The sequence below is a fragment of the Burkholderia sp. BCC1972 genome, assembly GCF_905339605.1.
Lineage (GTDB): Bacteria > Pseudomonadota > Gammaproteobacteria > Burkholderiales > Burkholderiaceae > Burkholderia.
On sequence record NZ_CAJPGH010000003.1, the window covers coordinates 187,492 to 201,644 of the forward strand.

General features: G+C 67.1%; 12 protein-coding genes. All 12 read right to left on the bottom strand.

Features of this window, described 5'->3' with window-relative positions:
* Nucleotides 1–90 precede the first annotated feature (90 nt).
* The 12 genes from U5798_RS06530 to U5798_RS06585 all read right to left on the bottom strand — a co-directional run bounded on the left by U5798_RS06530 (nucleotide 91) and on the right by U5798_RS06585 (nucleotide 13,417).
* Nucleotides 91–1,281, bottom strand: coding sequence for an O-succinylhomoserine sulfhydrylase (locus U5798_RS06530; protein WP_322081590.1), 1,191 nt, complete (start codon nucleotides 1,279–1,281; stop codon nucleotides 91–93).
* Between the two features lie 247 nt (nucleotides 1,282–1,528).
* On the bottom strand, nucleotides 1,529–3,061 hold the full coding sequence (purF, locus tag U5798_RS06535) for an amidophosphoribosyltransferase (protein ID WP_124446642.1): 1,533 nt from the start codon (nucleotides 3,059–3,061) through the stop codon (nucleotides 1,529–1,531).
* Between the two features lie 51 nt (nucleotides 3,062–3,112).
* Nucleotides 3,113–3,607, bottom strand: a complete 495-nt coding sequence (locus U5798_RS06540) for a CvpA family protein (protein ID WP_124446640.1) — start codon at nucleotides 3,605–3,607, stop codon at nucleotides 3,113–3,115.
* A 6-nt stretch (nucleotides 3,608–3,613) separates the two neighbouring features.
* Complete coding sequence (locus U5798_RS06545) at nucleotides 3,614–4,447, bottom strand: SPOR domain-containing protein (RefSeq protein WP_124446638.1); 834 nt, start codon at nucleotides 4,445–4,447, stop codon at nucleotides 3,614–3,616.
* A 29-nt stretch (nucleotides 4,448–4,476) separates the two neighbouring features.
* Nucleotides 4,477–5,787, bottom strand: coding sequence for a bifunctional tetrahydrofolate synthase/dihydrofolate synthase (gene folC, locus U5798_RS06550; protein WP_124446636.1), 1,311 nt, complete (start codon nucleotides 5,785–5,787; stop codon nucleotides 4,477–4,479).
* 100 nt (nucleotides 5,788–5,887) lie between these two features.
* Nucleotides 5,888–6,760 (bottom strand): acetyl-CoA carboxylase, carboxyltransferase subunit beta, encoded by an 873-nt coding sequence (accD, locus tag U5798_RS06555; RefSeq protein ID WP_322081591.1) that lies wholly within the window; start codon nucleotides 6,758–6,760, stop codon nucleotides 5,888–5,890.
* A gap of 62 nt (nucleotides 6,761–6,822) precedes the next feature.
* A complete protein-coding gene (gene trpA / locus U5798_RS06560; RefSeq protein WP_322081592.1) occupies nucleotides 6,823–7,638 on the bottom strand; it encodes a tryptophan synthase subunit alpha in 816 nt (271 codons plus the stop codon).
* An 88-nt stretch (nucleotides 7,639–7,726) separates the two neighbouring features.
* Nucleotides 7,727–8,578, bottom strand: coding sequence for a DNA-methyltransferase (locus U5798_RS06565; protein WP_124446631.1), 852 nt, complete (start codon nucleotides 8,576–8,578; stop codon nucleotides 7,727–7,729).
* A gap of 8 nt (nucleotides 8,579–8,586) precedes the next feature.
* A complete protein-coding gene (gene trpB / locus U5798_RS06570) occupies nucleotides 8,587–9,780 on the bottom strand; it encodes a tryptophan synthase subunit beta (RefSeq protein ID WP_322081593.1) in 1,194 nt (397 codons plus the stop codon).
* 54 nt (nucleotides 9,781–9,834) lie between these two features.
* The gene (locus U5798_RS06575) at nucleotides 9,835–10,536 is read right to left on the bottom strand and encodes a phosphoribosylanthranilate isomerase (protein WP_124446627.1); all 702 of its coding nucleotides are present in this window, start codon (nucleotides 10,534–10,536) and stop codon (nucleotides 9,835–9,837) included.
* A complete protein-coding gene (gene truA / locus U5798_RS06580) occupies nucleotides 10,533–11,345 on the bottom strand; it encodes a tRNA pseudouridine(38-40) synthase TruA (protein WP_322081594.1) in 813 nt (270 codons plus the stop codon). Before truA ends, U5798_RS06575 begins: the two co-directional genes overlap by 4 nt.
* Nucleotides 11,345–13,417 carry a FimV/HubP family polar landmark protein gene (locus U5798_RS06585; protein WP_322081595.1) on the bottom strand — a complete coding sequence of 691 codons (2,073 nt, stop codon included), beginning with the start codon at nucleotides 13,415–13,417 and terminating at the stop codon, nucleotides 11,345–11,347. Before U5798_RS06585 ends, truA begins: the two co-directional genes overlap by 1 nt.
* Between the last annotated feature and the right edge of the window lie 736 nt (nucleotides 13,418–14,153).

Here is a 14,153-nt window from a genome sequence, read left to right on the forward strand (position 1 = left end):
CACGTGTAACGGCGTGCACGGAAACGACAGCGGGCCGCTCTTTCGAGCGGCCCGCTTCATTCATGCCGGCCCGGAGCCCGGCGGCGCGACTCAGCCTTCGAGACCGCGCGCGAGATCGGCGCGAACGTCGGCTGCGTGCTCGAGGCCGACCGCCAGGCGGATCAGCCCTTCGGTGATCCCGGCTGCCGCACGCGCTTCCGGCGTGATGCGGCCGTGCGTCGTGGTGGCCGGATGCGTGATCGTCGTGCGCGTGTCGCCGAGGTTGCCGGTAATCGACACGAGCTTCGTGTTGTCGATCACACGCCACGCGTTCGCGCGCTGCTGCTCCGGCGTGTCGCCCTTCAGCTCGAACGACACGATGGCGCCGCCCGCCTTCTGCTGGCGCTTCGCGAGTTCATGCTGCGGATGCGATTCGAGGCCCGGATAGAACACGCGCGCGACGGCCGGATGCGAATCGAGCCAGCGCGCGATTTCCAGCGCGTTCGCCGATTGTTTCTCGACGCGCAGCGACAGCGTTTCCATCCCCTTCAGCAGCACCCACGCGTTGAAGGCCGACAGCGTCGGGCCCGCGCTGCGCACGAACGGGAACACCTTGCCCATGATGAATTCCTTCGAGCCGACCAGCGCACCGCCGAGCACGCGGCCTTGCCCGTCGAGAAATTTCGTGGCCGAGTGCATCACGACATCCGCGCCGAGCTTCAACGGCTGCTGCAGCACCGGGCTGCAGAAACAGTTGTCGACGACGAACAGCGCATTCGCGGCCTTCGCGATCTTGCCGATCGCCTCGATGTCGGCGAGTTCGGTCAGCGGGTTCGACGGCGTCTCGAGGAAGAACATCTTCGTTTCCGGCCGCACGGCTTCCTGCCATGCGTTCAGGTCGGTCGGGTCGACGAAGGTCGTCGTGATCCCGAACTTGCTGAAGATCTGCGAGAACATCCCGAGCGTCGAACCGAACAGGCTGCGCGAGCTGACGAGGTGGTCGCCGGCCTGCAGCGCGGACATCACGACCGACATGATCGCAGCCATCCCCGACGCCGTCGCGATGCACGCCTCGCCGCCCTCGAGCGCCGCGAGACGCTCCTGGAACATGGTGACGGTCGGGTTCGTGAAGCGCGAATAGGTGAAGTAGTCTTCCGAGTTCGCGAAGCGCTCGGCCGCGTCGGCCGCGCTGGAGAAGCAGAAGCTCGACGTGAGGAACAGCGCTTCCGAGTGCTCGTTGAAGTCGCTGCGCAGCGTGCCTGCGCGCACGGCAAGCGTGTCGAAGTTGAGGGAGTCGTCCATGTTCCGTTTTCCGTATCCGATGGCCACGCGCATCGCGCAGGCCAGATCAAAACCAGGCCAAAAAACAAAAAGCCCGCTATGCGTCTGCATCAGCGGGCTTCGGTGCGGTACGACAGCGATCGACTCGGGCCGGCTGTCGCCGGCCTTCGCTTTAGCTGTTTTGGGAAGTCGCCCCGCGTCCGCAAGCTGATATCAAATCGACGCAAGGCCACATCCTATCACGCTTCTCCGCAAGCGTGCGCCGGTGTCACTCGACCGACAGTTGCAGGTTCATCTGCGAACGCTCGGTGTCGCCGGCCGTGTCGCGATCGGCCTGCGACGCCGGTGCGAGACGCGCGCGCTCGATCGCATCGAGATACTCGGGCGTCACGTCGCCGGTGATGTAGTTGCCGTCGAAGCACGATGCCTCGAAGCGCTCGAGCTTCGGGTTGATGTCGCGCACCGCGCGGCGCAGGTCGTCGACGTCCTGGTAGATCAGGTGGTCGGCGCCGATCATCTTCGCGACTTCTTCGTCGGAGCGGCCGTGTGCGACGAGCTCGCCGCGCGTCGGCATGTCGATGCCGTACACGTTCGGGAACTTCACGGGCGGCGCGGCCGACGCGAAGATCACCGACTTCGCGCCCGCATCGCGCGCCATCTGCACGATTTCATGCGAGGTCGTGCCGCGCACGATCGAGTCGTCGACGATCAGCACGTTCTTGTCCTTGAACTCGATGCTCATCGCGTTGAGCTTCTGGCGCACCGACTTCTTGCGCACGGCCTGCCCCGGCATGATGAACGTACGGCCGACGTAGCGGTTCTTGAAGAAGCCTTCGCGATACTCGACGCCGAGCTTCGCGGCGACCTGCATCGCAGCCGGGCGCGACGAATCGGGAATCGGCATCACGACGTCGATCGGCACGTTCGGCAGTTCGCGCTTGATCTTCTCGGCGAGATAGTCGCCCATGCGCAGGCGCACGTTGTAGACCGGCACGCCGTCGAGGCACGAATCCGGACGGGCCAGATACACGTATTCGAACATGCACGGATTCAGCGTCGGGTTCACCGCGCACTGCTGGCTGTGGAAGTTGCCGGCCTTGTCGATGAAGATCGCTTCGCCCGGCTCCAGGTCACGCACGAATTCGAAACCGATGCCTTCGACCGCCACCGACTCCGACGCGACCATCCATTCGGTGCCGTGCTCGGTCTCGAGCTTGCCGATGCACAGCGGACGGATGCCGAACGGATCGCGGAACGCGAGCAGGCCGTAGCCGGCGATCAGCGACACGATCGCATACGAACCCTGCAGGCGGCGATGCACGCCCGAGACTGCCTTGAACACGGACGCCGGATCGAGCTCGAGGCCGGTGGTCGACAGTTGCAGCTCGTGCGCGAACACGTTGAGCAGCACTTCGCTGTCGGAATTGGTGTTGATGTGCCGGCGGTCGATCCGGAACATCTCGTCCTTCAGTTGCTGCCAGTTCGTCAGGTTGCCGTTGTGCGCGAGGATGATCCCGAACGGCGCGTTCACGTAGAACGGCTGCGCTTCGGCTTCGCTCGACGCCGAACCGGCCGTCGGGTAGCGCACCTGGCCGATGCCGTAGGTGCCGGGCAGGCTGCGCATGTTGCGCGTGCGGAACACGTCGCGCACCATGCCGTTCGCCTTGTACATATGGAAATTGCTGCCGTCCGCCGTCGCGATGCCCGCCGCGTCCTGACCGCGATGCTGCAGAAGCAGCAGGCTGTCATAGATCAGCTGATTGACCGGGGATTGGGAGATAACGCCTACGATGCCGCACATGGCATGTCCTTCAGAATGACAAAATCGGTTCCGTCCTGCCCGGCCGCGTCGTCACACGCGTACGTACTGGGCCATGCCGTCGGGCAGGAGCTGCTTCAGCTCGTGCACGCCCTGTTCGGCAAAGGGACGCAATAGCGCATTGCGCCAGAAATCCTGTTTGGGCAGTTCGGTCAGCCCGGCCGCCGCGACCAGCAGCACCACCAGCACACAGCCGCGGACGAGCCCGAACATCATGCCCAGCGAGCGGTCGACGCCGCCCAGGCCACTCGCCTGCGCGATCCGCGACAGCAGCGCGTTTGCGACACCGGCGACCAGCACGACGCCGATCACGAGCACCGCGAAGGCGATCACCCATTGCGTCAGCGCACCGCCCGGCCAGTTCGCCGGGATATACGGCACGACCAGCCCGACGTAGCGGCCCGCGATCACGATCGCCGCAATCCAGCCGATCAGCCCGAATATCTCCGACACGAAGCCGCGCCACGCACCGCGCAGCGCCGACAACACGATCACCGCCAATACAGCGTAGTCGAAAGCCGTCAGCATCGCGCGTTACTGCGTCAGACCGGCTTCGCGCACCTTCGCGATCGCGGCGGATGCCGCCGAGCGATCCGCGAACGGGCCTGCACGCAACAGTGTAGCCGTGCTGCCGTCTGCCTGCTTGCGATGCTCGACATATGCGGGCACACCCGCCGATTTCAATTTGGTTGCCCACGAACGGGCCGTCGCATCGTCCTTGAACGAACCGAGCTGCACCGCGAAACGCGCACCGGCCGGCGATGCCGGCGACGATGCGTCGCTGCTGTCCGGGCTCGCGGCGTCGGCATTCGCGACGGTCGCGGGCTTCGGCGCGGCCGGTTTCGGTGCGGGCGCGGCCGGCTTCGGCGTGGGCTTGGGCGGCGTCACGCTCGCCGTGGCCGTCGTATCGGGTTGCGCGGCCGGCTTGGCTGCGGGCGCCGGCACAGGTGCCGGTGCAGCCGCGACGGCCGTGTCGGACGCCGGCGGTTCGTCGTGCGCGACGCCTGCCTGCACGTCGGCCGCATCGTCGTCACGCGGCGCGACCGCCTGGTGCGCGGGCCGGTTCGGGATGTCGATCGCGATGTCGTCCGTGACCGGCTTCGGGTGCGAATCGAGCACCATCGGCAGCACGATCACGGCTGCCACGACGAGCGCGATCGCGCCGACGAGGCGACGGCGTGCGCGTTGCTTTTCTGGAAGGGTCGGATCGAGGAGCAGCGCGTCCGATTCCGGACGCTCGGTGCGGCGCGAGCGGCGCTCGACGCGTTCAGTGGTGCGCTCCGTGCGCACGTTCCGGGAGGTCCCGGTACGACCGCCGCGCCGCGGCGGCGCGTCGTCGTCTTTTTTGCCGAACGAGAAAATGCCCATGAATGGCTGAGTCCGAAACTGCCCGTCAGTCAGTGTTGCTGCGATTTACGGTAGGCCAGCACGCCGGCAACCGTATGGAAACTGCCGAAAACCACGATTCTATCATTCTCGGATGCTCTTTTTAGTGCATCGCGAAACGCTTCTGCAGGCGACGCGTAACGCGTCACGCTCGAATCGGGCCCCTCCTCCACGCCGGCCTTGCGCAGCGCGGCTTCGAGCTGCTCCGCGGAGGCCGCGCGCGGCAGCGGCAGGTCGGTCACGCACCAGTGGTCGATCTCGCCCTTCAGGTGCTGCAGCACGCCGCCGATGTCCTTGTCGTGCATCGCGCCGAACACCGCGTACGTGTACGGGAAGAACCCCATGTTGCCGAGGTTCTGCTCGAGCACGGCCGACGCATGCGGGTTGTGCGCGACGTCGAGCACGATTGCGGGCTTGCCGGGCAGCACCTGGAAGCGCCCCGGCAGCTCGACGTTCGCGAGCCCGAGCCGGATGTCCTGCGCGGACACCGGCAGCACCGGGCGCAGCGCCTCGAGCGCGGCGAGCGCGGCCGACGCATTGATCAGCTGATTCGCGCCGCGCAGCGCCGGATACGCCAGCGCCGGATAGCGCTTCTCGCGGCCGAGGTAGCTCCACTGCTGGCGCTCCGCGCCTGCCTGCGCCTCGTAGCGGAAGTCGCGCCCGACGAGCCACAGGTCGGCGCCGATCGCCTCGGCGTGGTCGATCAGCGTTTGCGGCGCGGCCGGATCGCCGCAGATCGCCGGCTTGCCCGCGCGGAAGATCCCGGCCTTCTCGAACGCGATCTTCTCGCGCGTGTCACCGAGGTATTCGGTGTGGTCGATGTCGATGCTCGTGACGATCGCGCAATCGGTGTCGATGATGTTGACCGCATCGAGCCGGCCGCCGAGGCCGACTTCGAGGATCACCGCGTCGAGCCCGCGCGACGCGAACAGGTGCAGGATTGCGAGCGTCGTGAATTCGAAATACGTGAGCGACACCGGTTCGGCCAGCGACGTGCGCGCGGCTTCGACGGCCTCGAAATGCGGCAGCAGTTCGTCGTCGGTGACGTTCTGCCCGTTCACGCGCGCGCGCTCGTTGAATTCGAGCAGGTGCGGCGACGTATGGCAGCCGACCTTGTAGCCCGCGCGCACGAGGATCGTCTCGAGGAACGCGCAGGTCGAGCCCTTGCCGTTCGTGCCGCCGACGGTGATGACGGGGCATGCGAATTCGAGCTGCAGCGCCGCCTTGACCTGCCCGATGCGGGTCAGGCCCATGTCGATGCCGACCGGGTGCGCGCGTTCGAGATGCGAAAGCCACGCGTCGAGAGTGGGAAAAGTGCTCATCGGATCAAATCTGGATCGGTACCGCCACTACGCCAAAAAACGAAGCGCGCCGCCTGACGCTGCAGCCAGGCGACGCGCGGAGTTCACAACCTTGCGCCGGTCAAGCCAGCGCGTCGGCCGGCTGTCGCTGCAGCAGCGCGAGCAGTTGCGCGATCTCGTCGCGCATCTTGCGACGGTCGACGATCATGTCGATCGCGCCCGTCTTGATCAGGAATTCGGCGCGCTGGAAGCCTTCCGGCAGCTTCTCGCGAACCGTCTGCTCGATCACGCGCGGGCCGGCAAAGCCGATCAGCGCCTTCGGTTCGGCGATCACGACGTCGCCGAGGAACGCAAAGCTCGCCGACACGCCACCCATCGTCGGGTCGGTCAGCACCGAGATGAACGGCAGCTTCGCTTCGGCCAGCTTGGTCAGCATCGCGGTGGTTTTCGCCATCTGCATCAGCGACAGCAGGCTTTCCTGCATCCGCGCACCGCCCGAAGCGGTGAAGCAGATGAACGGCACGTGCTGTTCGAGCGCGTTCTGCGCGCCGCGTGCGAAGCGCTCGCCGACGACCGAGCCCATCGAGCCGCCCATGAACGAGAACTCGAAGCAGGCCGCGACGACCGGCAGCGTGTGGATCGCACCGCCCATCACGACCATCGCGTCGGTTTCGCCCGTCTCGTCCATCGCTTCCTTCAGACGATCGGGGTACTTGCGGCTGTCCTTGAACTTCAGCGTGTCGACCGGCACGATCTCCTGGCCGATTTCATAGCGGCCTTCCGGATCGAGCAGCCCGTCGAGGCGTTCACGCGCGCCGATGCGCATGTGGTGATCGCACTTCGGGCACACGTGCAGGTTCGCGTCCACGTCGTTGCGGTACAGCACGGCCTCGCAGGACGGGCACTTGACCCACAGGCCTTCCGGAATGCCCTTGCGGCTTTTCGGATCGGTCTGCTTGATCTTCGGCGGCAACAGTTTGTCGAGCCAGCTCATCGTATGGTTTCCTGTTCCGTGGCGGGACGGGCCGTTGGGCCCGCCCGCTTCCTGTGTTGTGTTTATCGCGCCGTCTTGCCCGCGCCGTCCAGGGCGGCACGCAGCTCGGCGATGAACGTCTTCAGCGCGGCGGCGGCAGCGTCCGGCGCCGCGCTTTCGAGCAGCTGCACGAGGCGGCTGCCGATCACGACGGCGTCCGACACTTCGGCCACCGCGCGCGCCGTTTCGGCGTCGCGGATACCGAAGCCGACGCCCACCGGAACCGGCACGCGCGACTTGATGGCCGGGATTTTACCCGCAATGCTCGAAACATCCAGATTTCCTGCGCCGGTCACGCCCTTGAGCGACACGTAATAGACGTAGCCGCTCGCGATCTTGCCGACGTCGGCGATGCGTTCGTCGGTCGACGTGGGCGCGAGCAGGAAGATCGGATCGATCTGCGCGGCACGCATCTTTTCGGCGAATACGCCCGCCTCTTCCGGCGGATAGTCGACCACCAGCACGCCGTCGACGCCGGCCGCGTGCGCTTCGGCCGCGAACGCGTCGACGCCCATCCGTTCGATCGGGTTCGCATAGCCCATCAGCACGACAGGCGTTTTGGGGTCGGTTTCGCGAAAACGCTTCACGTCGGCGAGCACGCTTTTCAACGTGACGCCGCGCGCGAGCGCGCGTTCCGACGAGCGCTGGATCACGGGACCGTCGGCCATCGGGTCCGAGAACGGCACGCCGAGTTCGATCACGTCGGCGCCGCCTGCGGCGAGCGCGTGCATGAATTCGACGGTTTTCGCGGGATCGGGGTCGCCGGCCGTGATGAACGGGATCAGGCCCTTACGGCCTTGTTCGGCGAGCGCGGCGAAGGTCTGCTGAATACGATTCATGATAATTTTCCTATGTCGACCGGAGTTAGCGCTTTAGCGCTTACTCCGGTCCCATGCAAAGCAGCATTCGGCGATGCGGCGGCGCGATTCACGCGCACGCCGGCGCCGCGAGCGCGTTCACGCGCTCGTGCGCGATCGCACAATAGCTTTCGTTGATCTCGTAGCCGACGAAGTCGCGCCCCTGCCGTGCGCAGGCCACCGCGGTCGTGCCGCTGCCCATGAACGGATCGAGCACGCGGCCGCCCGGCGGGCAGCTTGCGAGCACCATCCGCTCGATGATTTCCAGCGGCTTCTGGGTCGGATGATCGACGCGCTCCGCGTGCTGCCGATGCAGGCGCGAGACCGACCAGACGTCCTTCGGGTTGTAGCCCATCTCCAGCCACTTGCTGCCTTCGAACAGCTTGCGCGAGCGAGCCTTCTTCGTATCGGCGTCGTACGGGATGCGGACCGGATCGAGATCGAAGTAATACGCCTTGGAAACCGCGAAAAAGCCGATGTTGTCGTGCACCGACGTGAAACGGCGCGTCGTGCCGCCCATGCTCGGCACGCGCCGGTCCCAGATAATCTCGTTGACCATCGTGAGCTTCGTCTTCAGGAAACTGAAGATTTCCGGCGCGTACTGCCACGTGCAGAAGATGTACATCGACCCGCTCGGCTTCAGCTTCGGAATCGCGAGCTCGAGCCACTCGCGCGTCCACGCGAGGAAATCGTCGCCCGAACGCTTGTCCGAGTCGTTGCCGTAGTCCTTGCCGAGCCCGTACGGCGGATCGGCGACGATCAGGTCGATCGACGCATCCGGCAGGTGCGCGGCATCGGTCAGGAAATCGCGGTTATGCAGTTCGATACCGGACGGCAGCGCGCGCGGCGCCGCGGCGACGGGCTGAACCGCCTCCGCCTCGCTCGCGGCACCGCCGCCCGGCTCTTCGATCAGGTCACGCATCGGTCGGGTCAGAGGTCGATGCCCGATCGCTCGGCGACCGTGTGCATGTCCTTGTCACCGCGGCCCGACAGGTTGACGAGCAGGATCTTGTCCTTCGGCAACGTCGGTGCGAGCTTCACGCCATACGCGATCGCGTGGCTCGACTCGAGCGCGGGAATGATCCCCTCGATCCGGCAGCAGTCGTGGAATGCCTTCAGCGCTTCGTCGTCGGTGATCGGCACGTACTGCGCGCGGCCGCTGTCCTTCAGCCACGCGTGTTCGGGGCCGACGCCCGGATAGTCGAGGCCCGCCGACACCGAATGCGTCTCGATGATCTGGCCGTTGTCGTCCTGCAGCAGGTACGTGCGGTTGCCGTGCAGCACGCCCGGGCTGCCGGCGATCAGCGAGGCCGCATGATGGCCCGTGTCAAGGCCGTCGCCGGCCGCTTCGACGCCGATCAGCTGCACCGATTGGTCGTCGATGTACGGATAGAAGATGCCCATCGCGTTCGAGCCGCCGCCGACGCAGGCAATTACCGCATCGGGCTGCCGGCCCGCGAGTTCGGGCATCTGCACCTTGCACTCGTCGCCGATCACGCGCTGGAAGTCGCGCACCATCATCGGGTACGGGTGCGGGCCCGCGACCGTGCCGATGATGTAGAACGTGCTCTCGATGTTCGTGACCCAGTCGCGCATCGCTTCGTTCAGCGCGTCCTTCAGCGTGCGCGAACCCGATTCGACCGGCACGACCGTAGCACCAAGCAGCTTCATCCGGTACACGTTCGCCGCCTGCCGGCGCACGTCCTCGGCGCCCATGTAGACGATGCACTCCATGCCGAAGCGCGCGCAGATCGTCGCGGTTGCGACGCCGTGCTGGCCGGCACCGGTTTCGGCGATCACGCGCTTCTTGCCCATGCGCTTCGCGAGCAGCGCCTGGCCGATCACGTTGTTGATCTTGTGCGCGCCCGTGTGGTTCAGGTCTTCGCGCTTCAGGTAGACCTGCGCGCCGCCGAGCATCTCGCTCCAGCGCTGCGCGTGGTAGATCGGCGACGGACGGCCGACGAAATACTTCAGCTCGCGCTCGTATTCGGCGACGAAGTCGGGATCGTTCCGGAATTTTTCATACGCCGCGCGCAGTTCGTCCAGCGCGTGAATCAGCGTCTCGGCGACGAACACGCCGCCATACGGGCCGAAATGGCCGCGATCATCAGGAAGGTTGTACATGGTGTCTCTCTCGATCGGTCGGCGCGCCCCGCTTGCCAGGCCGCACCGCTTGCATCACCGGGCGTCCGCTTCGCGCACCGCGCGTACGAACGCCGCCATCCGGGCGTGATCCTTCACGCCCTTTGCGCCCTCTACTTCGATGCCACTCGAGACATCGACAGCAAACGGACGCAGCTGGCGGATCGCATCACCGACGTTTTGCGCGCTCAAGCCACCACTCAAAACGGCCCGATGCGCGAGCTCTGCGGGAATAAGAGACCAATCGAAGACCTTGCCGCTACCACCGTAATCCGGCACCAGGGTGTCGAACAGGAGGCCGCGCGCTTTCGAATAATGAAGAGCCGATTCTACCAAATCGGCACGCTGCGTCGAGGGGCCGACGCGCACCGCACGCAGCCACGGCAGGCGTGCCGCGCGGCCGAGCGCGTCGCACTGCTCGGGCGTCTCGTCGCCGTGGAGCTGCAGCAACGTGAGCGGCACGTCGCGCACGACGGCCTCGATCTCGGCTTCGGTCGCGTTCACGAACAGCCCGACCACCGACACGAACGGCGGCGCGAGGCTCGCCAGCTCGGCCGCCTGCGCGATGGTCACCGCGCGCGGGCTCTTCGGATAGAACACGAGGCCGATCGCGTCGGCGCCGAGCGCCGCCGCGTGCAGCACGTCCTCGGGGCGCGACAGCCCGCACAGCTTGATGCGCGTGCGCGGCGGCAGGCCGGTTGCGGCGGGAGTCGGGGAGGACACGGCGTGATCCGTCATGATTGAGGGTCCAGATCGGCCCAGACGCTGCTCCACGGCACGCTGCCGAGCTGCGCGGGCGGGACGGCGAATTCCGCCGGGTAGCCGACGTGGGCGAGGTACAGCCCGTCGGCCATGAACGTGGGCGCCGCGAGATTGCGGTCGCGCCCGGCCAGTACGTCGGCGAGCCAGTCGGCCGGATAGCGGCCGCGCCCGACCGCGACGAGGCAGCCCATCAGGTTGCGCACCATGTGATGCAGGAACGCGTTCGCACGGAAGCGGAAATGGATGAAATGCCCCGCGCGCCGCACGTCGATCTGATACAGGTGCTTGACCGGCGTCTTCGACTGGCATTCCGACGACCGGAACGACGAGAAATCGTGCTCGCCGATCAGGTGCGCGGCGGCGGCGCGCATCGCGTCGTCGTCGAGCGGCGTGTGGATCCAGCCCGCGCGCCCGGCCAGCATCGGCGACCGCACGGGATGCACGTACAGCGCGTAGTAATAGGTGCGCTCGAACGCCGAGAAACGCGCGTGGAAAGTGTCCGGCATCGGCTTCGCCCACTGCACCGACACGGTCGACGGCAGGAACGCGTTGGTCCCGCGCACCCACGAGAACACCTCGCGTTCGAGGTCGGTATCGAAGTGCACGACCTGCCCGAGCCCGTGCACGCCGGTGTCGGTCCGGCCGGCGACCGTCGTATGCAGCGGCACCCGCGCGAACTCGGCCAGCGCGTGCTCGAGCCGGTCCTGCACGGTCTTGCCGTGCGGCTGCGCCTGCCAGCCGCAGAACGCCGCGCCGTCGTACTGGACGCCCAGTGCGATCCGCATCACGCCTCGTCCGCCAGCTTCGCGAGCAGCGCGCGCGCATCGTCGCGCGTCGCGGCGTCGTTCGCGTCGACCACTTCCTGCAGCAGCGTTCGTGCGCCGGACAGGTCGCCCAGTTCGACGTACTCCGACGCGAGATCGAGCTTGTTGCGCGCGATGCGGGCAAGCTCGTCCGCAGTCAGTGCGGGCAGCGCGGCGCCCGGTGCTGACGGCAGGTCGAGATCGAAATCGAGCTTCAGCGCACCGAACTGCGCGCCGCCGAGCGGCGACAGCGCGGGCGTGCTGCCCGCGTGGCCGGCGGGCGTCGCCGCGTCCGGATCCCAGTCGTACTCGTCGTCCTGATCGGCCGGATGTTCGGGGGTCGGATAGCCCGCGCCAATCGGCGGATGCGATGCGACTTGACCGTTAGTTGCAATTTCGTCGGTGCCGGACTGCCCTGCCCGCGCGGACAACTCGTCCGGCGTCAGCGGCGCTTCATCCGACGTCCGCGGCGGCAACGGCATGTCGAGGCTGTTGAGCGCGCTGATCGCGTTCTGCATCAGCGTCGCGTGTTGCGCGTCGGTCGTCGAAGGTGAAGCGGGCGTGTCGGCCGGCGTGGCGGCGGCAGCGGCCGGTTCCGCCGGTTCTGCATCGTGCGGAGCCGGCGCTGTCTCGCTCGCGGGCGGTACCGCCGCTCGAGCAGCCGGCAATTCGGGCTGCTCGTCATGCAGCTTCGCGACTTCCGGCGCCGACGGCACGTCAGCGACAGACGGCTCGACTGTTTCGGCCGCAGCGGCAGTCGCCGCAGCAAGGAACTGATCGGACGCCGCGTCGCGCGCAACCGGCATCTCGGGCTGAATCGGCAACGTGTGGTCGATCGACGGCGGGGCTTCGGCTTCCGGCGCCGCGGCCGCACCTGCGGCAGTGGCAGCCGCGCCGGCATCGCCCGTCCCGCGGCCTTTCCTGCGCTTGCGCCACGCAAAACCGGCCGCGAGCACGATCACGGCAGCGCCGGCCACCGCGGCCGGGCGCCAGTCCATCTGCTCGGTGCGGCGCGCCGGTGTCGCGACAGGCGCGACCGCTTGCACCGGCACCGATGCCGGCTGCGCCGCGCTGGCGGCGACGCCGGACGTGGCCTCGCTTGCCGCCGGCGCGGCTGCCGACGCACCGGCGTCGTTCGCGGCCGGACGCGGCGCGGCAGGCGCCGGTGCAGGCACTGGCGCAACGCCGTTCGTCGTGCCCGGCTTGCCGATGCCGTGCTTCTGCAACTCCATCAGCACGCGGTTCTTCAGCGCCAGCAACTGCTGCAGGCTCGACGGCCGCGGCTGCGACGCGCCCGTAGCAGCCGTCGCACCTGCCGGCTCGTGCGAGCCCGAAACCGGGCCGCCCGGCACCGGCTGGACCGCAGCCTCGCTCGCGGACGACGGGGCCGACTGGATCGCACCGCTCCATACATGCGGGCCGCTTGCGCCTGCGGCAGGCGCCGCCGGCTGCAGGGCGTCGCCCGCCGACGCGCCATGCGCCGCCGAAGCGCCGACCGAAGCCGACGTCCCCGCTGCCGTCGCAACGCTCGCGCCGCTCACGGGAGCCGCATGGACGGCCGGCGTCACCGGCGCGGCTTGCGCGGCCGCCCCGGGATGCGGCGCGGACGCGCCATGCTGCGCTTCCGCGGTACCGCCCGATGCGGCGGCAGGCGCGGACGCCGCCGTCGTTCCCGATGCCGCGGAGGCACCGGCCGGCACGAGTGCCGCGCCGGTTGCGTCGAGCGCGGGCACGGTCAGCGTCGCGCCGACTTTCAGGCGGCTCGCGTCGCGCTTCATGAACGCCTGCGGATTGGCGTCGAACAGCGCGCGGCCGGCGCGTGCAAGCACGGCGGGATCGTGCGATTGCGTGGCCGCTTTCGCGATGTCGTTCAGCGACTGGCCCGGCTGGACCGTCACGGTAAGCGGTGCGTCGCCGCCGGCAGCGGACGCCGGCAGTTCGACGGTGCCGGCAGCCCAGGCCGATGCGGCTGCGCCGAGCGCCAGGATCGCCAGCGCGCCACGCACGGCGCGCGACAGACGGGACTGGCGCGGAAACAAGGAAATTCGGGACATCGTTGGCTCTATCGCCGCGCGCGGGCGCGGCTCGGATTCGCGGTTGAAGGCGTCAGTAAAGTTGCCGCAGAAATGCAAAAGCGTCGCGCGAAACGCGACGCTTTCGGCTGGTCTGTGCGTCGTAAACGCGTAGTTTACTTCACGCGATCATGTTCGGGCCGAATTCGTCTCCGGCCGGTGCAACCGCGCGCTGCCGCCCGGCGATCGGGGGCCGTAGCCTCGTCGGGTCCGCACGCTGCAGCCGACATACCGGATCGATCAAACGAGCCCCAGCGATGACTGGAAGTCGTCACGGCACCCCGCATCCGGAACGCATGGCGCGGCTGTCACGTACGCTCCGGGCGGCCTTGCCCGCCCGGTCGTCCAACGCAGGATCCCGACGGCTCAATCGCGCGTGTCCGCTCAACAATTCGTGCTGCATGCCGTTAATGAATCAGCCGCTGATAGTCAAAACAAATCCCATCGGCCAGCCAGTTTCATCCGAATGAATTTCAATTGATCGATAAGAAGGCAATTCCCCACTCTTATCAATCAATTGAAAACACCTCCCGCCAAAGCCACGCCCCACAAGGCTTTCGACTCGCAACCCACGATCCATTGTTCATACTAAATCATTCATTTCGACAACAATTCAATTACATTACACAAAATTACACAGACCAGATAATCGCCGCCGCTACGATCGCCTTCGAACAGGAATCGGCGCAATTCGGTCCTCGCACTCACCCATGCCGGA

Bases quoted from the DNA above. Each gene is read 5' to 3' on its own strand.
- U5798_RS06575 (WP_124446627.1), bottom strand. From the start codon at position 10,536: ATGACGGATCACGCCGTGTCCTCCCCGACTCCCGCCGCAACCGGCCTG.
- accD (WP_322081591.1), bottom strand. From the start codon at position 6,760: ATGAGCTGGCTCGACAAACTGTTGCCGCCGAAGATCAAGCAGACCGAT.
- U5798_RS06545 (WP_124446638.1), bottom strand. From the start codon at position 4,447: ATGGGCATTTTCTCGTTCGGCAAAAAAGACGACGACGCGCCGCCGCGG.
- purF (WP_124446642.1), bottom strand. From the start codon at position 3,061: ATGTGCGGCATCGTAGGCGTTATCTCCCAATCCCCGGTCAATCAGCTG.
- U5798_RS06565 (WP_124446631.1), bottom strand. From the start codon at position 8,578: ATGCGTGACCTGATCGAAGAGCCGGGCGGCGGTGCCGCGAGCGAGGCG.
- U5798_RS06540 (WP_124446640.1), bottom strand. From the start codon at position 3,607: ATGCTGACGGCTTTCGACTACGCTGTATTGGCGGTGATCGTGTTGTCG.
- folC (WP_124446636.1), bottom strand. From the start codon at position 5,787: ATGAGCACTTTTCCCACTCTCGACGCGTGGCTTTCGCATCTCGAACGC.
- trpA (WP_322081592.1), bottom strand. From the start codon at position 7,638: ATGAATCGTATTCAGCAGACCTTCGCCGCGCTCGCCGAACAAGGCCGT.
- U5798_RS06530 (WP_322081590.1), bottom strand. From the start codon at position 1,281: ATGGACGACTCCCTCAACTTCGACACGCTTGCCGTGCGCGCAGGCACG.
- trpB (WP_322081593.1), bottom strand. From the start codon at position 9,780: ATGTACAACCTTCCTGATGATCGCGGCCATTTCGGCCCGTATGGCGGC.
- truA (WP_322081594.1), bottom strand. From the start codon at position 11,345: ATGCGGATCGCACTGGGCGTCCAGTACGACGGCGCGGCGTTCTGCGGC.
- U5798_RS06585 (WP_322081595.1), bottom strand. From the start codon at position 13,417: ATGTCCCGAATTTCCTTGTTTCCGCGCCAGTCCCGTCTGTCGCGCGCC.